The following is a 19,126-nucleotide window of genomic DNA, read 5'->3' as shown; positions in this document are numbered from 1 at the left end:
TAAACTGGGAGAATAGTTTTTTTCCGAAATCCACACGGGGATACTTAGAAACAAAATCACAAGAGTGAGGATAGCAAGGCTATACCCAGTAATACCGTGATGGCAGAAATCCCGTATGAGTTTTCTGGAAAGGGGCGGCCGGAGGCCCAATTCTGCTTCAAGCTGACTGCGCCCTTCTTGCAGAAGATAATAACCGGGGTCAGTTTTGCGTGGGTCTGACTGCGCTGCATTCTGAGCTTTCCGTGCAAGCGTCAGTGCATAATTGGCAATATCTAACTCAGAAACCTCGCCGTCACGAGCGAGATCTTCCACTGCTTGACGATAAAGATTTCGACTTGCGAAATCTGCTTCCGTAAAACTTGGATAGGGTGCAAAAGCCTTATCTATCAAACAGATGTGCTCAAAAATTTCGGTCCAGTCGAGTTCTGCAATAAACCTGAGACTGGTAATGATATTACCAATGGTTGCATTATAAGCGGCCTGTGTCTGTAAATCGTCTCGAACAGCACACTCAATACTGCTTTTTTTGTCCGTAAGCCGTTGCTCCAGCCAGACAAGTGCCGGGTCTTTTTCTAAATCAAGCCCTCGGAAACGATGAACGAGGCGCGCGACAAAAGCGGGGGTCAGGCTCTCTGGTTCAACCTGAGCCAGAATTCTCTGGATAGAAGTTTCTTTGTCTTTACGGGCATTTTCAAGCGCAACAGCCAGAATCTCAGCCGCATGGTAGCTGGCATTGTTCTTTATAATGGCGTGAGCAGTGCGACGTAGATTTTCGATTAGGACAATGCGCAGGGTGATAGGAACGGCCCATAGTTCTCCAATTATCAGTGGCGTAACGCTTTGATAGGCGAGCAGATAGCGGCAAAGAGTATCCTGAAGGAGATGACTGTCCGTATGAGCAATAAGAGCCCAGGTGACACCAAAGACCCGCGGTAATCCCTGAAACGGTCCATTTGCCAGTTTTGGGAGACGGCCATAATAACCAGCCGACAGGTCGAGGCTCGTTTCCCTGATTTGCATATCAATAAGAGCGTAATTGTCGGTAAGCCATTGGGCAGCAGGTGTCAGATGCTTTCCTGTCTGGAGTGCTTCCGTAATAGTAAGAACAGTTTTGCGGATAAAAATACTGTTTTCAGCAAGGCGGTGCTTTAATGCATGTCTGTGTGTAATGGCAGTATGTGTAACGGCCTGCGCAACAGCCAGACTACGGGCATGTTCTTCAAGGCGTTCTATTCCGAAAATTTCACTTTTTACTGGCACATCATCATTCTGCCAGAAAAAAACTGTCTTCGGCTTGAATAGACGGAGCCCAAAAGGCGTTCCTCTTACTTCGATCCCTTCATGCGGAGAAAAATCTTTAGATTTGTCCATATTACTGCTCCGCCTTAACTTTGTGAAAATAAGAGGCGTAATTTTTCGATCTTCTTTAAAGAGGGAGGCGCTCTGTATTTTTACGATCGAATTTATTGTTTTTCTTGTGAACAGAGCCCAAGAGAAAGTATTCGCTACCCTCAAAATCTCACGATGAAGGCAGTTACCCTATTGCCGTTATCAACGCAGGAAGTCAGATAGGGTTCCTCACGACGGCAGTTTTGAGCCCTTTTTGCGTTTGGCCCCATCATATCCGGCGCGTGCTTCGCTCTCCGGTCTCGAACGCAAGGTGCTGCTGTCGAAAGTGGTCGGCGGCCATACGCAGCACGGCTCACAGGTCAGACGTCAGTGCTTCAAAGCAGCTAGCCGCCATCCATCTCCGGGATTGCTGATAAATCGCTGGCTAGGGTGGCGGACTGTTCAGAAGGGCTCGTCAAGCTATCGCTTAGCGGATCATGTGACGCAACGCGCTGAACAATTCGCACAAAGCAGGTCACCGTTGTTCTGCGTCTTCTCGCATTAGGACAAGATATGGGAGAACCAAAGACCATTCTTCGTCTGATCCCTAAGAGAGATACGGCTTCCGAACTCGCGTCATTCAGCATTACTGAACCAATCACGCATGAGGCGACATAATGCGCCCCAGAAAAGCTGTAATTTATTATGAAGTATTTTTTTGAGCCACAAACATGATATGCGTCGGATTACGTTGAAGTCGGATGAGAATCTTCACGAGCGCCACTGTTGATCTAAGTGGCTTTTTCTGGAGAGAGGCATGGTTTCGCGACGTTCCCTGCTAACGACGGCAGTTGCTGCTGCAATAGTCCCTTATGCAAAAGGGAGAGCGGCGTCTCAAAAAGTGAACTCACAGGATCTGGCGCTTCTCGACCTGCTGACATGGGGAGCCTCTCCATCAGCCATTCGTGACTTCCTGACGCTCGGCCGTAAGCAGTGGTTGCGCGGGCAGCTCACGCCCCCAGCACAAGTGCCTCTGCCGCCCGATGTCCAGCAGCAGATTGATGGCCTGACAATTTCCCAGCGATCGGCTGTCGATCTGGCAAGGAATTTTGAGGCGCAGGGCCGCGCGATAAAGGGGATTGCTGATCCAGCCGCCCGGGCAGAGGCGAAAAAACTCTATCAGACCGAGATGGCGGACATGGCGCGACAGGCCGCCACGGCCTCCATCCTGCGGGCTCTCTACGCGCCAGATCAGTTGTGCGAGCGCATGACGTGGTTCTGGTTCAATCATTTCAACGTCTATCAGGGTAAAGGCATAATCCGAGTTCTCGTTGGGGATTACGAGCAAAATGCCATTCGCCGCTACGCACTTGGCCACTTTCGTGATCTTTTGATGGCCACACTCCTCCATCCCGCAATGATGCGTTTTCTTGACAACGCCGATAACAAAGCAGGCCATGTGAACGAGAATTACGCCCGCGAGATTATGGAGTTGCATACGATGGGCGTCGGCTCCGGCTATACGCAGCAGGATGTTGAGCAGCTCGCCCGTATTTTAAGTGGTGCGGGTATAGATATTCGCCCTGATAATCCCAGACTGAAGCCGGAATTACAGCCTCTTCTGGTGAGAGACGGGGCCTTCCTGTTCAACCCGGCCCGCCATGATTTTAGCGATAAAATTTTTCTGGGGAAAACTATCAAAGGCAGCGGCTTTCGGGAGATTGAGCAGGCAGTGGACATGCTCTGCGCTCATCCTGCTACGGCACGCCATATCGCACGCCGGATTGCTCTGTATTTCGTTTCCGATAACCCGCCCGAGAGCCTCGTCGCCCTTATGACGCGGCGCTTCACGGAAAGTAAAGGGCATATCGCCAGCGTGCTGGATGTTATGATCAGCTCTCCGGAGTTTGTGGCCAGTCTGGGAACGCGTTTTAAGGACCCGGTGCGGTATGTCTATTCAGCGGTCCGTATGGCTTATGATGACAAGCTGATTATCAATACCGCTCCGATACAGGGATGGTTAAACAGGCTGTCTGAAGGGCTCTATAATCGTCTCACCCCTGACGGGTATCCGCTGGACTCCTTAGCATGGTCATCATCAGGGCAGATGATGGCGCGCTTCGACATTGCTCAAAAGATTGGAGCAGGAGCGGCGGCTCTTTTCAGGCGACCTGATGAAAAAGGGGCAGGTGAGGCTGTTCTCCCTCTCCTGCAGAACGGAGCGTATTTTGATGTCAGGCGTGCCACGCTGTCTCGGCAGACACGGGCTGCGCTGGACGAAGCGACGTCTCCTCAGGAGTGGAATACACTTTTCCTTTCCTCACCAGAATTTATGAGCTGACAGGAGATTTTCCGTCATGAGCCTCACGCGTCGTAACCTTTTGCTCGGAATGGCAGCCGCATCTCCGCTGACTATGGCCGGTCGGCTCTGGGCTGCACCTGCCGGAGGTGCCCGGCTGCTCGTTGTTTTTCTTCGTGGCGCTTATGATGCCACCAACATCATCATCCCGACGGGGAGCGATTTCTACTATGCGTCCCGCCCGACACTGGCAATCGCGCGGCCGGACCCCGGCAATCCTCTTGCGGCTTTGCCTCTTGAGACCGCGTGGGGGCTTCACCCCGCTCTGCGCGAGACTATTCTGCCCCTGTACCAAAAAGGAGAGGTTGCATTTGTCCCCTTTGCCGGGACGGATGACCTGACCCGAAGCCACTTTGAAACACAGGATACGATCGAACTGGGGCAGGATATCAAAAACGCACGAAACTACCGTTCCGGTTTTATGGGGCGTCTGGCCCGGACACTAACCGGGGTCTCCCCAATTGCCTTTACGGCGCAGTTACCGCTTGCTTTTGACGGCGGCGGTGCCGTGCCGAACATTGCCATTAATGCTGTTGGCAAATCCGCCATTACTGCCCGGCAGGCCCGGCTGATCAGTGACATGTATGCCGGACGCCCGCTTGCGTCTGCTGTGGATGAAGGCTTCCATATCCGGGATGACGTCTACCATGCCATTACAGATAAACTGACACAGGCAAGCAGGGGCGCCGCAAGCCCCAAGGGGTTTGAGCTTTCAGCCAGACGGATTGGCCAGTTGATGCGTGACAGGTTCAGCCTTGGCTTTGTGGATGTTGGTGGATGGGATACGCACGTCAATCAGGGGGGAGCCAAGGGCTATCTGGCCGACCGTATTGGCGAACTGGGGCGAGGTCTTGCCGGTTTCAGTGAAGAAATTGGCCCGCAATGGCATAATACGGTGGTTGTGGTGGTCTCTGAGTTTGGCCGGACGTTCCGTGAGAATGGGGACAAGGGCACGGACCATGGTCACGGGAGCGTCTACTGGGTTCTGGGCGGCGGTATCAAAGGAGGGCGCCTGGCAGGCGAACAGGTTCCTGTTGAGCAGAAATACCTGTTCCAGAATCGTGATTATCCGGTGCTCACGGATTATCGCGCGATGTTTGGCGGGCTGTTTCAACGACTATACGGGTTGAGGCAGACTGATCTTCAGACTGTTTTTCCCACTGCCAGCCCCACGGACCTTAAGCTGGTATGAGGACCGTGGCGTGGCGGGCACTGCTGTACTTTCTAACAGTGTTTGTCTCCGTACCATCCGCCTTGGCGGCTGAGCCATGGTGTCGCATTCCCTCGCTGCAGACCGGACCCGTTCTCACATCTCTGGTGCATCAGCTTGAAAGGGAGCGCAACCGCTTACCTGCGCCTTTGCCTCGCCTGCATACAGAAGGCACTCTGCCGCATGAGGGTCTTTATGATGAAAGTGTTGAGGCTAAGCGTGACTTACCTCTCATGCAAAAAGCCGCGCTTGTCTGGCGTGTAACCCACGATACCGCATGGTTAAACGTCGCACGGCGCTATCTTTTGGCGTGGGTTACCACGTACCACCCCAGCTTTAATCCGATTGATGAGACCAGCTTCGATGCGTTGATTGACACTTATGCCATCATTGATTCTGCCCTGCTGCCAGCAGACCGTGCATTGGTTAAGGCTTCTCTTGAAAAATGGGCCAGCGGCTATGGTGACGCGATGGAGCATGCGGACAGTCACTCAACATGGCGTAACAACTGGCAAAGCCACAGGGTTAAACTTGTGACGATGATGGCGGTTGCCCTTGGCGATGACGTGCTGTTTGAGAAGGCGCGTCTGCTGTTCCGTAAACAGATTATGGCCAATATCGCTCCGAATGGTGAAACCCTTGATTTCAGAGAGCGTGATGCACTGCATTATGTTGTTTACGATCTTCAGCCTCTGATTCAGGCGGCTCTTGCGGCCAGAACGCGTGGAGAAGACTGGTATCACTGGACGACCGGTCAGGGTGCATCCCTTGCAAAAGCGATAGGATGGTTAACAACTTATGTATCGGGTGAGAAACCGCACGAGGAGTTCGTCCATTCGGTCGTGCGTTTTGACGCGCTTCGCGCCAGAGCGGGGCTCAAAGGGTATTCTGGTATATTTGATCCCCGCTCGGCAGGCGCGCTCTACTGGCTGGCTTCGGAATTCGATCCGTCCTTGCGGGCTCTGGCCGAAAAGCTTCAAGCTGTGCCAGTACCTTTTATTAGTCTTTGTGGACAATAAGGGGAAGCAACCAACAGTCTCAATGCCGGGTTATAAAGCAGTTATCATTTTGATTTCCGGACGCTCACCCTGTCAGATTTTTTTCTAAAATCGTCAGAGTTACAATTTCTATAACCCGTTTTCTTATATCGCGTCATATCATCATAAGCCCCAATGATCTCGGAACGGTGCCAGACGGTCTGAAAGATAAAGCCGGTTCATCCTGCGCAATTCGTCGGGAGCTCCGGGTGTGGTGGGGGCATCTTTTGTGATCATACCTCGTAAAATTTTCATGGTGTTGAGAACAACGGCTGCAATGTCTCTCGCAAGGGTTTCATCCAGCCCCGGTGCGCACACACGCAGGGCTGCCGCTATTCCTGTCAGGGCATGACCGCGTGCGCGGTTGCGGATCTCCATTCTGTCTGTCCGTGCTTCCATCAGAGCAGATAGCGACTTTACGCGTGGATGAAGGGTGACAAGCAATTCAATCAGAACATCTGCCAGCGCCTCTGGCGAAAGGGTGGCCGCGCGCTGGGCGAGGGCTGCGTATTCCTCTTCCAGAATGGCGATATGGCGCTGCACAAGCGCATCTGCTACCGCTTCCTTGTTCGGGAAGAAACGGTACAAAGAGCCAATCTTCGCTCCGGCACGTAGCGCGATTTCCGCCATGGTCGTCGCCTCATAGCCTCGTTCCGCCATCAGGTCGGACGCAGCCGCCAGCAATTCCTCAACGCGCTGGCGTCCAGCCGCGCGCATTGGTTGAAGAGGCGTCCGTTTTCCTCTTGACGTATTTGAGTCTTCCCTCAATTAATACTCCTGTTTGAGTATGCACTCAACTTAAAGCGGTTTTCATATGGCCTGGATAACGCTTGGGGAAAGCAGTCCGGACGTCAATAGGGAAGGTCTTATCATGATTTCACTCCCGGCTCGCCAGACAGCTCTTGTGCTGATTGACCTGCAGAAAGGCATAACGGAGCTTCCTCTTGCTCCACTCTCAGGGGAAGACATTGTTGAACGCTCAAAAACGCTCGCGGCCCGTTTCCGGGCCGCAGGTTCACCCGTTATTCTGGTGAATGTTGCGTTCGCCCCGGATTTTGCCGATGCCGTGCATGCGGCGGTCGACCGGCCTTTTTCGCCGCCGGGCGGCTTTGCTCCGGACTGGGCGGAACTGGCTGACGGTCTTGCTGAACCGAACGATCTGCGGGTTACAAAACGGCAGTGGGGTGCGTTCTACGGCACAGATCTTGACCTTCAGTTGCGGCGGCGTGGGATCACGACCATCGTACTTGGCGGAATTGCTACCAATCTGGGGGTAGAATCCACCGCGCGGGCGGCCCATGAGCATGGATATAATGTCGTATTAGTAGAAGACATTATGTCTACATTTACGGAAGCGATGCAGCGTTTTGCCTGTGAAGAAATTTTCCCGCGCCTTGGCCGTGTGGTCGCAAGTGATGCAGTAACGCTGGATGTATGAGCGTCTGGTGTGCGCCATAGCGTCCCCCGGTTTCGAGTAACGCCAGCATGAAAACGAAAAAACTATTGCCAGCCGGGCGTGCAGATCAGTTGCCGCCGGGAACGTGGAAAATCGTGAGTGTTGCGGCAATCGGGTCTTTTATGGCGCAACTGGACGCCACGATTATCAATGTGTCACTTCCGGACCTTGTTACGACGCTCCATGCGCCGTTTTCCAGTATCCAATGGGTTATTAGTGGCTATCTTCTGGCCCTTGCCCTGACGCTACCGCTTAACGGATGGCTGGTGAACCGCATTGGAGCGCGCGCGGTCTATTTATGGTGCTTTGGTGCCTTTACACTGACATCCGCACTGTGCGCGGTGGCATGGTCCGCGCCATCCCTGATCGCATTTCGCCTTTTGCAGGGGATGGCGGGAGGTCTGCTCGCGCCCATGGCGCAGATGACGGTTGCCCGTGTGGCGGGTAAACAACTACCACGAGTGGCCAGCGCCATGACGGCTCCGGTGCTGCTTGCGCCGCTTCTGGGGCCTGTTGTGGCCGGAGCTATTCTCTCGGTTGCCTCATGGCGCTGGATATTTTTTCTGAATGTGCCGGTCGGAGTGGTCGCCATTGCCCTCGCAGCTCTGTTTTTACCGGATGATCGATCAGAAATACGCTCACGCCCGCTGGACCTGATGGGGCTTGGCCTTCTCGCACCGGCTCTGGTTGCATTCCTTTACGGCATGGATCATGTCGCGAAGTCTTCAGGGGTGATGATCCTTGGCGTATCGGTTGCCCTGTTTGCTTTGTATATCCTGTCTGCACGTCGCAAGGGGGACGATGCACTGGTTGACCTTCGCCTGTTTCGGATAAGGGCTTTTTCCGCGTCGGCAGTTATTATGTTCCTCACCAATGGTGTCTTGTTCGCCGGTCAGATGATGCTGCCAGTATGGCTCATTCATTCCTGCGGGATCTCGCCTGAACAGACGGGACTGCTCATAGCCCCTTTGGGGCTGGGGATGATGTGCGTATACCCACTTATCGGTCGCCTGAGCGATCACTTCCCTGTGCGGGCTCTGACCGGCTTCGGAGCACTGCTTTCCTTGATGGGAACTCTTCTCCTGACAGCACTGGCCGCTAATGGTCTGAATATTGCTTTGCTCACCATAGCCTTATTTCTGCGCGGCGCTGGGGGAGGGGCCGTTGGTATTCCGGCCATGAGCGCAGGCTACGCATCAGTTTCACGGCAGGACATTCCCATGGCGACAACTGCGCTCAACATTATGCAGCGTATTGGAGGACCAACTTTAACAACTGTCTGCGCCACATTTCTCGGCTGGCGGCTTGCAATAGGCACGACGCTCCATGCTACATCCCAAGCTTTCACGGAAACTTTCGGACTGCTTGCCGTGTTCCATGCTGTCCTGTTGCTTACAACGCGCTTTATCAGGACCTCAGAAGCCAGACGCAGCTAACAGATAATCCGCTGGGAAAAGCTGTTTTTAAGTCAGTTTAGCGTGCTGGCTGAATTTTCAGACCAGCCATAACGAGCAATTCCCAAGAAGAAAAGAGTTCCTGTAGCCCAGTCAGCCAAAAGCCCGGACCTTTCATCCGGGCTTTGTCCTGTCAGCTTCAGAACGCGATGTTTATGGCGGTGCTGAGAACAACTGCATCTTTAAAGACTGTGGTTCCGCCAACATGATTTACGTATTGAAAATCAGGCTTGATGGTAAATCCTTCCATGACATGAAAGCCGTAATAGGCCTCATAAATGGCTTCATGCCCCTGAATACCGTAGGGTATGCCATAATTTGCGCCGGGAAGCGGGAGGTTTGCGGAGGCCGCTGCTTCCTGAGATAAAATGGCGGAGCGACTGAATTTGGACCAGAGAAAAGCGATCCCAACACTATCCAGCGGGCGCTTCCATAATGCACCGGTGTCCATCAGTACCGTTGTAAAACTATGGCTGATCTGGGATGTCTTGCCAGAACCCCATCCAAAATAGCCCCCCAGAATGAGCCCGTTCATTTCACCGGGGCCGTGCCGGACAAGCATCTGGTCAGCCAGCACCCAGACTGAGGTCTGACCACTTTGTTTACGGGCTGGCTGGCCGGTCAGAACCCATGGAGCCCCATTGATATCTTCATAAAGGTCGTTGTAGCGGGAGTTATCATACATAATGCCGACTTTATAATGGCCGATCAGATGATTACGCCCGAATTCCGGAATCCAACCCGCCTCGAACTGAGAAGACAGCTTTCCAAGGCGATCCTGCCCCCATGACCAGCCGGAAATTCCGCCATTATAGGCATGAGGAGAGACGGCAAAGAGGCCGCCCATCAGATAGAACTGCCGGATGGGCATCACACGCAGGACGCCGCCGATATTGCCTGATGGCCAGCCGCGCCCGCCTGTCATGAATTTGGTAGGGGATTCTCCGCCGCACAGCCACACATTCATAAAGTTACAAACCCATGGCGAGTTCTGAAAAAACGCGCCGGGCGGAATCCAGCCAACTGCAAGATCAATTTTGCGTTGTAGCCAGGCTTTTTCAAAATATGTCCAGACCAGATGCGCGACAACATTGCCGCGGCTCCCGTAAATCTGCTGGACCTGATTGCTGTTATCGCCATACAGGCGGCTGAGATTGGTTCCGTGACCGTTAACAACGAGCATATGGAGCCATAAATCGTCAGACCAGGAACTTGCGTGCAATAGTTTCTGCCAGTCAACATCCAGTGTCGCACCGACTTGCCCGGCATTGCTGTAAGCCCGCCTTTTACCGCCTGAAACATTGCCTGCAATATCTTCGTACACATCCAGCGCGAAATAAAGTCCGCGTTTTTGCAGCCATGGCTGAATTCCGCCCCAGTCTCCGAACAGATGGGTTGTCCCGTAAGGAGGGCCAAATGACGGCGGGCCATAAGAAGCCTGCAAAAATCCGGGAATTTCTTGATAAAGCGGGACTGTAGGCTGGGTTTCCCCAAAAGGGGTTGGGTTGGAAACAAACGGTTCCTTGGGGGGTGGTGCTCTGTTCCCGATAACGCCCTGAAGCCATGATGGAATTTCTGTTTTTTTATCCGGCTGTACGGCTGCTGGCAGTTTAGCGTGGTCTTTTGGCGATGCGGCGCTGGACTCCGGCGCCTCCGTTGAGGCCGGTGCATCCTGCGCCATAGCAGGGGGAGAAAAGCCCGGCTGCCAGCCTGTCAGACAAAGAACGGTAAACAGACAGGCGACATAAACAGAGCGCACGGCACCGAAGATCTGTCTGGTTTTAGTGGATGTGATATCCAGTTCTGAGACACTGCGCATAGTATTGTTCCCCGGGAATGGTTTTGATCACAGAAGAACAAAAAATAATCCTGCCTGTTATCAAAGCATTCGACGTCTTTGTTTTTATTTTTCTCTTTGGAACAGTCTGAGGCCCCGCTTCCGGAGAACCGGGGTGCCTTCGCAATTTAGGCGTCGTATCGTGTCAGGTTCGGCATCTATGTCTCCGGTGTTGTTTCTTAATCTCTGGACGCGAATTATGGCCTGAGGGCACGAAAATGCTTTCTCAGGATAAGGCTTGCGAAGAATGTTATAACAACAGCGTAGACAGCCAGAAGCAGAAAAGATGTCAGGCCGGGCAGATGCGCGATCAATTGTCCGACAACAAGCGGCCCTGCGACACCCCCAGCCAGAGCTGCACAGACGAGAGTGGGGCCTGTTTTCTTATTTTTTCCCAGAAGCGAGGAACCGAAAACAAAGAAATTTGGAAAAATGCTCCCGATGAAAAATCCTGATAACGGATAGGTTATGGTCGGAAGAATACCAGCAGAGGCCAGAAACAGCAGAACAGCAGTCCCGGCAAAGCCCGCAATGATCATCGGTGCCGTCGGGAAACGGTGCCCTGCAAAGCTGAGGGCAATGCGCCCGCTGAGAAAGAATACAAAAAACAACGAGAGAGCGTTGGCGGCCGTCACATCAGAAAAACTGCCGTTAACGAGAATAGACGGCCCGAGCCCGATCAGACAGGCTTCAATGGCTGTTCCTGATGCCCCAATAAACAATGTTGCAAAAGACGGGCGGAATACAGTCGAAGCTTCGGTCACTGCCTCGTGATGGTGAGGGGGCGCTGCAAATTGGAAGGCAAGAAGAAAAGGAATAGCCAGCCCTGCGGAAAGAAGAGCGAAGCTGACTGTGGATGATCGCGCTAGTGCCACGAAGGCAAGCGGCGCCATAATTGCTCCGCCACCAAACAGGGCATTGACCAGACTCACCATTGAAGGGCCGGAGGCTCCAAAGCTTTCAAGTAAGCGTGAATTTACCAGTGCCAGACTGGCGCCGTAGCCTGCCCCGAATGCAAGAGAGCCAAGCAGTGTTAAGGGCCAGCCCGGCTGAGCCGCCATCAGGCCCGTTCCGGCCACAAGAAGACCAAAAGCGAGCTTGATGAAGTCCTTCTGACCACAGAAGAAAAGAGTGACGACCCCCGCCAGAGCACCGACCCATTGTGCGGTAACGATCATGCTTGCTGAGGCTATAGAAAGCCCAAATATCTGGCGGAACTCAGGAACGCATGGCCCAAGAAGTGACTGCCCGGCTCCCATCAGAACGAAGGCAAGAACACTTCCAGCGAAAAGCGTTTTGTTTTTTTTGATCGTTTCAATCATTGGCACGACTTTCATTTTTGCGCCGTCACGCTTCTTAGAGAATACGAAGCGTCTGCGGCATTCTTGTTTGACATCGTGAGAAGCGATTCTTTACATAAGTCTATATTAATTGACAATTGTAAATGCTGTGTGGTTAGTTTCGGGTAGGGCAGACAGCGGAGAAGTTGCCATGGCAGAAGCCGAAAAGAAAAAATCATCCCCGTTTGTGCGTGAACGGGTATGGGAAAAAATAAAAAACATTGGCTCACCGGACGTTCTTATCATTGGCGGTGGTGTGAACGGCGTCGGGTTACTGCGTGATTTATCGCTCAACGGGGTTTCCGCTGTGCTGATTGACACCGGAGACTTCAGCGCCGGTGCGAGCGGAGCTTCGAGCCGCATGGCGCACGGCGGACTACGCTATCTTGAAGGGCGGGAATTCAGTCTGGTGCGTGAATCAGCACGCGAAAGGAACATGCTGCTGCATGATGCGCCACACCTCGTAAAACCTCTTGAAATTGTAGTGCCGGTTACAAATCTGTTTGCAGGCTTTCCAAAAGCTGCTCTGCGTTTTCTGGGGCTTTCCAAAAAAACAGGTAACCTCAGCCTTGTGGCTATAGAAATGGCTCTTGTGCTGTATGAGCGTTTTGGTGCGGTAAGGCGCGCTTTGCCGCGGCATAGTGTAACGCTCAAAAAGCGGTTTTTTCCTTCCGGCTTACCCACAACTGTAAAGGCGGTTGTCAGCTATTATGACGGGCAGATCGTCATTCCTGAAAACCTGATCATGGAAATGATTGAGGCGGCGATTGAGACGCCGGATGTGGCGGCAATTAACCATGTGGCATGGCAGTATAAGCAGGATGGAAGCTTCTCTGTTACTGATGATGTTTCAGGAGAAACAAGAGTTCTGCGGCCAAAAACGATTGTTAACGCAACAGGTTCTGCAATTGATAAGGTAAATGCTACACTAGGAAATCCCACACGGTTTATTCGTGGCATCAAGGGAGCGCATCTGGTTTTGCGGCACGATGCGTTGCACGCCCGGATGGCACGCCGTGCGTTTTATTTTGATGATGGGCAGGGGAGAATGGTGATCTGCCTGCCTGTGCAGGACGTTATTCTGATTGGTACAACTGAAGTTGAAACCTCAGACCCCGCCGATCATAGTGTTTCCCAGAAAGAAATTGCGTATCTGCTCAATGCGCTCAACAGCCTGTTTGATGATCTGCACGTTACAGAAGACCATATTCAGTCCGTTACGAGCGGTATTCGCCCCCTTCAGGCCGGGAGTGGAAACGCAACGCAGGCGGCGCGAGATCATGCCCTGATCCAGACCGAGGCCTGTGGTCTTCCTGTATGGTCTCTGGTGGGCGGCAAATGGACAACATTTCGGTCTTTTGCGGAGATGGCTGCGGACGCAATTTTGGCGAAACTGGGCAAAATACGCAGCACCAGCACTGCGGACCGTCCATACCCGGGGGCCGCGAACGTGGATGCCACGTCCCTTGCGGGCAAAACCGGCCTGCCTGTGCAGCGTGTAACAGAATTACTGCGGCGATACGGCGCTATCACGTCTGAAGTGGCTGCATTTTGCGCAAGTCAGCCTGACAATCCTTTGGAGAATGCGCCCGGTTATTCCCGGCGTGAAGTTGAATGGCTGACGCGCCACCGCATGCCTCTCACTCTGGAGGACATGGTTTTGCGTAGGATGAATATCGTCATGACAGGGCGCCTGACACGCGACGCCTTGAAAGAGATTGCAACGATTATGGCCGCCATTTTGGGGCATGACGCGGATTGGGTTGATACGCAGATTGAAAAGTGCACCTCAGATTCACGCATTCTCTGGCGGGGAGGGAAATCATGATGTCTCATGATCAGGATGCTCTGCTGCTGGCAATTGACGCAGGTGGAACAGCGGTAAAAGTCGCGTTGTTTGATAGTCAGGGCGGGATAGTTCGCCTTCGCAATGCTGAAGTCACGACGAACCACTACCCGGACGGCAGAGTGGAGCGTGACCCCGACGCATTCTGGCAGGCAACAGTGCGTGCCATTCGGGATGTTCTGGAAGGAGGTTTTGCAAAACGCCTCAAAGGCGTTGGCGGAACGGGATTTGGAAATGGCGTTTTTCTGGTGGATGCCGAGGGAAAGCCGACGCATCCGGGTATTGTGTCGGTTGATCATCGTGCACAGCCAGTTGCTGATCGTATTCTCAAAAATGGAGAAGATCAGACCTTAGGCCAGATGAACGGACACCGCCCGTGGGGCGGGCAGACCCTGATCCAGCTTGTCGGGCTTTCAGAAAATCTGCCGGATGTTATGCACGCCACGCGCTGGGCTTTAGCCTGTAAAGACTTTATCCGTCTCCGGCTCACAGATGCCGCATTGACCGACCCTTCTGACGCAAGCGGGGGAGGGCTGATGAATCTTCGGAGAAAAGACTACGCACCGGAGGCTTTTTCTCTTCTTGGGCAGTCAGGCCTTATGGAAAAGCTTCCAGAAATTGTTGCTAGTTCTGGCATAGCCGGAAGAATTAGTGCCCGGGCTGCGGCTGAGACAGGACTGCCGGAAGGGCTCCCTGTTGCCGGGAGTATGATGGACGTTGCATCCTGCGCTCTGGGTGCCGGTGTGATCACCCCGGACCGGATGGTTATGATTGCAGGGACATGGGCAATCAACGGCATGGAAACATCAGGGGACGATACAGGGAAATATCCTCTGCTGAACATGCTCTACCGGGATCACGCACGGCTGGTTGCAGAAGGAAGCCCCTCATCCGCCGCCAATCTGGGCTGGTATCTGAAGCACGCTTTGGGGGACCGCATCTCCGTTCCTGAGGCCCTTACCGTTGCAGAAAACTGTCCTGTTGATGTGCGGCGTTGCTACTTCCTTCCTTATATTCACGGTCCAAGCCCTTGGCAGGCAAGCTTTCTCCGCCTCAGTGCTACGGATAACGAGGCGTCCATGATCCGTGCCACCTGTGAAGGCGTTGCTTTTGAACATCGCCGTCATGCTGAGGCTCTTCTGGAATACGGAAACGGAGAATGGCCTGAGGTGATCCGCCTGACGGGCGGTGCTGCAAGATCACCTTTCTGGGGGCAGATTTTTGCGGATGTATGCAACAAACCGGTCGAGATTGTTGATACGCCAGAGGTCGGCGCATTGGGTGGTGCAATCTGTGCTGCGGTCGCAAGCGGACTTTATGCCACACTTGAAGAGGCCGTGGCGAAAATGAGCAGGGTCTCATGCAGGCTGGAGCCAGTTCCTGATCATGTCGCCATTCTTGAGGAACGATACCACGAATTTTCCCGGCTTGATCGGGGGATGAAAGCTCTGTTGTCCGCTGCACCCTGAAAAAATCATCCTCAAACTAAGGCAATCTGTGCGATGACCAAAAAGAACGAATACAAAAAAACACGTTTTTTCGAGAAAATCTCCCGTATCAGAGCCGGTGACTATAAAATCGGTGACTTCATGATCGCGGACGCCAAAGATGTTGATGTTGCTGGCGGAGTTCCATCCATGGGGCTTCGCCGTGACAGAGAGACCGGCAAAAGCTCTGGCTATCGCAACCGTCCGGAATTTCTGCAACAGGTGCGCGACCTGATAAAGCAGGATGTCCTTGATATCATGCTGTCTTCCACAGCGACTATTGAGCAACTTGCTGACGAAGGTGCTTTTGAGAATAGTAAAATTATACCAGCTTTTCGCGGCAATGAAGCAACTGACGCATGGGTCGGTATTCGGGGAGGGCGGTATCCTGATTTTCCACCACGCCCGTACCGAGGCGCGGCCCTTGAATTTGCCCGTGCCCCGCTGTGCCTGTACTCTCTGACATATATTAATGATGCAGAGCATGATGCATCCTCACTTGAGGCCTATGCGCGCTTTCGGGCAGATGCCCGGATGAACGGCAAAATGCATTTTCTTGAGGTTTTCAATCCTAATGTTGAGACGGGCCTCTCCGGCGATCAGGTTGGCTTTTTCATTAACGATTGTGTGGTGCGCACACTTGCATCCTTGACGCGCCAGGAGAAACCCGAGTTTCTCAAGGTGGCATATAACGGTCCGGGACCTCTGGAAGAACTGGTGCAGCATGATCCGTCCATGGTGGTGGGCATTATGGGGGGAGGCGGTGGCACACATCGCGATACGTTCGAGCTTCTGGCTCAGGCTGAACGCTATGGCGCCCGTCTGGCGCTCTTTGGGCGTAAAATTAACGGAGCAGAGGACCAGTGCCTGATGATTACGTGGATGAGATGGGTGGTGGACCGGAAAGTCAACTCCATAGAGGCCGTCCGCGGCTACCATGCCGATTTACAGCGTCAGGGCTGTGTTGCCGATCGCAGCCTTGAAAATGATTTGCAGATCACGGACAGTATGCTCAAAGACGCAGTTACAGAGACATGACGTATGGGAAGGCGGAATGCAGAGAGAGACAGGCCCATCAGACAGGGTTATTGCTGAAACCGCTTGGCTCTACTACGTCAAGAACATGACACAAGGCGAGATTGCCACGCGTATGGGACTCTCTCGCCCGACTGTTATCAGTTACATCAAGCAGGCCAAAGCGCGGGAAATTGTCTGCATCCGCTTATCTGGTGAGCATTTTCGTCTGAATGCAACGGCGGATGCCCTGACAGAGCGGTTTGGGCTGGAAAGTGCTCACGTTATTCCAGTTGATGGCCTTTCAGAGGATGGAAGCCTTGCCGAGGTCTGTCAGGCCGCAGCACAGGTCTTGCTGGAATTTATCCAGCCGGGAGACCAGCTTGGCGTGAGCTGGGGGAAAACACTCAGCCTGCTTTCGGACTATGTTCCGTACTGGCCTGTTGAAAATCTGACGGTTCGGCAGCTTATCGGCTCCATGGCTAACCCTTTGCTACCCACATCCGAACGATGTTCCGTTGAAATTGCCAATCGTATTGGTGCACTCTGTATCAACCTGAATGCGCCGGCTATTTGCAGTTCTGTTCTTCTTGCTGATCTTTTGAAAGCGGAACCTATTATTCATGACCAGCTTGAGAAACTGAGTGACTGTAATAAAGCAATTTATACAGTCAGCCCCGCAACACCAGACAGCCATGTGACGCATTTCCAGATTGCGTCCGTGCGGGATATCGAAAATTACACAAAACGGGGTGCCACGGGTATTATCGCAGGGCGTTTTATTGATGCAGAAGGTCAGCCTGTGTTGGGAGAGATCGATACGCGGCTGATCGGAGCAGATCATGCGACCTTGCGCCAGATGGAAGGACTTCTGGTTGTTTCTGGTCAGCATAAACTTGAGGCCACACGGGCCGCCCTGCGTGGTGGATTTGCAAAAAAACTTGTTATAGACGAAGACCTTGCTCAATCCCTTTTGGGTAGCTAGCCCCATACTGCATTACTATTTATAGCTTTTTATAACGGTACAAAGGCGCTCCTACTGTTATGATTAAAGTAGAGAGAGATTATTCGTTTTTCTCGACATGTGTTGTCGTAAAATAGCATATTTATTATGAGACTTGGCAGTGCCACCGTATGCAGAGGAGGAGGCATGATCACGTTGGCACTTTTTTGTGCTGTGACGGCCGCGTCCCAGAGCAGGAACGTATAAAAGGAGTTTATTAACGCGTTATGATAACAGTTAGGAGGTTTGCGTGTTTGCAATGAAGCCAGTCTTATTCTTTGCGGTATTTGTGGTATAATTCATGATTATTTTTGTATTAAATTGATTTTTATTTTTAATAATTAAAAGAATATTGTAAGCAGGATAAAAATTACATAAATATTTTATATTATTTTGATGACCACGGAAAAACCGTGACTGCAAAAAAATAGCGGTTTTGCCCGAAACCCTGAATAGCGCTGGTTGAGCCTGTTATGTCAACTGATCAGATGAAAGTTCTTACGATATATTTTAACCCCTTTTTATGGCGACGTTATAATTCGCTCACCGGGAAACAAAATTCGCTTTACTATTAAATACAGATTACCAAACCTTAAATAAAAATCTCGATAAACCTTGAGAAGACATAACTGACAGGGAAAAATATGATCATGCCTCCACATCCCCTGACTTCACCGGATATTTTCCAGCATGTCCGCATGATTATGGGCATGGTTGTCGGCTTGAGCGTAACCCGACTTCTGACGGGTCTTGTCCGTATTATTCAACACCCAAGCCAGACGCGCATTTATCCTGTACATATTGGTTGGGTGCTTACGTTGCTTCTGATGCTGATGCATTTCTGGTGGTGGGAGTTGTGGCTGACTGAACTCCCTGTATGGAGATTCGAGACCTATTTGTTTCTAATTCTTTATGCAATCATCTTATTTTTCCTGAGCGCTTTTCTATTTCCTGATTCTATCAGTGATTATACAGGATATGAAGATTTCTTTATTTCAAGGCGAAAATGGTTTTTCTCGTTTTTTGCCCTGACTGTTATGTTTGATTTAATTGACACTCTTATCAAAGGGCCTGCACATTATGCCTTGTTTTCTATAGAATACTGGTTCCGTGTCCCAGTTTATCTTGTTTTATGTGGGATAGCGATTATGTCCACTAATCGACGCTTCCACATGGCATTTGTCAGCGTGGGGCTTCTTTATGAAGTATCGTGGATCGTCCGACATTTTGAGACATTATCTTGATATTCGGGCTGCTTAAATAGTGTAATTTTTCCAATTTATTTTGATGAAACATACGGAGCGAAAAAAATGCTGCGTGCGATCCTGAAGGGGCAGGGAATCATCGTAGACCTTATCAGCGCAGAACTGGACACGGTTCGTGGTTTTTATTTTGGACCAATGAGTCAGGTCAGAGTGTCCCGCTGGTCGAAAGGGCTCTTTGTGCTGTTAGGGGTTGCAGCCTGCTGTCTAACCGCCTTCACGGGTGAAGGAACGGCTCAGGCACTAGGCTCAGGACTCATTCTTTAAGATAGAAGATGAAGCTTGCTGCGATGTAGATTGCGGACATGAATGTATGAGCACAGCGGTCGTATCGTGTTGCCACCCGTCGCCAGTCTTTCAGCTTTGCGAACATGTTTTCGATCAGATGGCGCTTTTTATACAGATGCCAATTGTAAGGTGGCTTTGATTTCCTGTTTTTCTTTGGTGGAATACAGGCGGTGATGTTTTGGTCTGCGAGAGACTGTCTGATCT

General features: G+C 52.1%; 16 protein-coding genes. 12 read left to right on the top strand and 4 right to left on the bottom strand.

Features of this window, described 5'->3' with window-relative positions:
• The first annotated feature begins 594 nt into the window (after positions 1-594).
• The 4 genes from KP699_RS16495 (at position 595) to KP699_RS13865 (ending at position 5,917) form a co-directional block, all read left to right on the top strand.
• Positions 595-768, top strand: coding sequence for a hypothetical protein (locus tag KP699_RS16495; RefSeq protein WP_252347081.1), 174 nt, complete (start codon positions 595-597; stop codon positions 766-768).
• A 1,462-nt stretch (positions 769-2,230) separates the two neighbouring features.
• Positions 2,231-3,670, top strand: coding sequence for a DUF1800 domain-containing protein (locus KP699_RS13875; protein WP_215763040.1), 1,440 nt, complete (start codon positions 2,231-2,233; stop codon positions 3,668-3,670).
• Between the two features lie 16 nt (positions 3,671-3,686).
• Entirely contained in the window at positions 3,687-4,880 is a 1,194-nt protein-coding gene (locus KP699_RS13870) for a DUF1501 domain-containing protein (protein ID WP_215763039.1), read from the top strand.
• Positions 4,877-5,917, top strand: a complete 1,041-nt coding sequence (locus KP699_RS13865) for an alginate lyase family protein (protein ID WP_215763038.1) — start codon at positions 4,877-4,879, stop codon at positions 5,915-5,917. The genes KP699_RS13870 and KP699_RS13865 overlap by 4 nt, the downstream gene beginning before the upstream one ends.
• A 141-nt stretch (positions 5,918-6,058) precedes the next feature.
• Here KP699_RS13865 and KP699_RS13860 read toward each other — a convergent pair whose 3' ends face one another.
• Positions 6,059-6,652: a TetR/AcrR family transcriptional regulator gene (locus tag KP699_RS13860; RefSeq protein ID WP_215763037.1), complete on the bottom strand. Its 594-nt coding sequence runs from the start codon at positions 6,650-6,652 to the stop codon at positions 6,059-6,061.
• A 154-nt stretch (positions 6,653-6,806) separates the two neighbouring features.
• Here KP699_RS13860 and KP699_RS13855 point away from each other — a divergent pair, with 154 nt between their 5' ends.
• The gene (locus tag KP699_RS13855; protein WP_086656388.1) at positions 6,807-7,373 is read left to right on the top strand and encodes a hydrolase; all 567 of its coding nucleotides are present in this window, start codon (positions 6,807-6,809) and stop codon (positions 7,371-7,373) included.
• 47 nt (positions 7,374-7,420) lie between these two features.
• Complete coding sequence (locus KP699_RS13850; RefSeq protein ID WP_215763036.1) at positions 7,421-8,827, top strand: DHA2 family efflux MFS transporter permease subunit; 1,407 nt, start codon at positions 7,421-7,423, stop codon at positions 8,825-8,827.
• 157 nt (positions 8,828-8,984) lie between these two features.
• On the opposite strand, the gene KP699_RS13845 is transcribed toward KP699_RS13850, so the two are convergent.
• Together KP699_RS13845 and KP699_RS13840 are read right to left on the bottom strand one after the other, a co-directional pair.
• Positions 8,985-10,664 (bottom strand): carbohydrate porin, encoded by a 1,680-nt coding sequence (locus tag KP699_RS13845; RefSeq protein ID WP_252347079.1) that lies wholly within the window; start codon positions 10,662-10,664, stop codon positions 8,985-8,987.
• A gap of 215 nt (positions 10,665-10,879) precedes the next feature.
• Complete coding sequence (locus tag KP699_RS13840) at positions 10,880-11,860, bottom strand: sugar MFS transporter (protein WP_215763035.1); 981 nt, start codon at positions 11,858-11,860, stop codon at positions 10,880-10,882.
• 313 nt (positions 11,861-12,173) lie between these two features.
• Here KP699_RS13840 and KP699_RS13835 point away from each other — a divergent pair, with 313 nt between their 5' ends.
• The 6 genes from KP699_RS13835 to KP699_RS13810 all read left to right on the top strand — a co-directional run bounded on the left by KP699_RS13835 (position 12,174) and on the right by KP699_RS13810 (position 18,901).
• Positions 12,174-13,850 carry a glycerol-3-phosphate dehydrogenase/oxidase gene (locus KP699_RS13835; RefSeq protein WP_215763034.1) on the top strand — a complete coding sequence of 559 codons (1,677 nt, stop codon included), beginning with the start codon at positions 12,174-12,176 and terminating at the stop codon, positions 13,848-13,850.
• Positions 13,847-15,337 (top strand): FGGY-family carbohydrate kinase, encoded by a 1,491-nt coding sequence (locus KP699_RS13830; protein WP_215763033.1) that lies wholly within the window; start codon positions 13,847-13,849, stop codon positions 15,335-15,337. The genes KP699_RS13835 and KP699_RS13830 overlap by 4 nt, the downstream gene beginning before the upstream one ends.
• A 33-nt stretch (positions 15,338-15,370) precedes the next feature.
• Positions 15,371-16,393, top strand: coding sequence for a hypothetical protein (locus KP699_RS13825; RefSeq protein WP_215763032.1), 1,023 nt, complete (start codon positions 15,371-15,373; stop codon positions 16,391-16,393).
• A gap of 16 nt (positions 16,394-16,409) precedes the next feature.
• Entirely contained in the window at positions 16,410-17,354 is a 945-nt protein-coding gene (locus KP699_RS13820) for a sugar-binding transcriptional regulator (protein ID WP_215763031.1), read from the top strand.
• Between the two features lie 662 nt (positions 17,355-18,016).
• Positions 18,017-18,616, top strand: coding sequence for a hypothetical protein (locus KP699_RS13815; protein ID WP_252347078.1), 600 nt, complete (start codon positions 18,017-18,019; stop codon positions 18,614-18,616).
• Positions 18,617-18,682: 66 nt separating this feature from the next.
• Positions 18,683-18,901, top strand: coding sequence for a hypothetical protein (locus tag KP699_RS13810; protein WP_215763030.1), 219 nt, complete (start codon positions 18,683-18,685; stop codon positions 18,899-18,901).
• Here the strand turns inward: KP699_RS13810 and KP699_RS13805 are convergent.
• On the bottom strand, positions 18,891-19,126 hold a 236-nt coding region (locus tag KP699_RS13805; protein WP_215763029.1), incomplete at its 5' end, for a transposase. The two genes, KP699_RS13810 and KP699_RS13805, sit on opposite strands and share 11 nt — an antisense overlap.

It is taken from the genome of Acetobacter sp. P1H12_c (genome assembly GCF_018811975.1).
GTDB lineage: Bacteria > Pseudomonadota > Alphaproteobacteria > Acetobacterales > Acetobacteraceae > Acetobacter > Acetobacter persici.
Note: the sequence above shows the minus strand (reverse complement) of the source record. Positions and strands in the feature narration are given on the sequence as shown.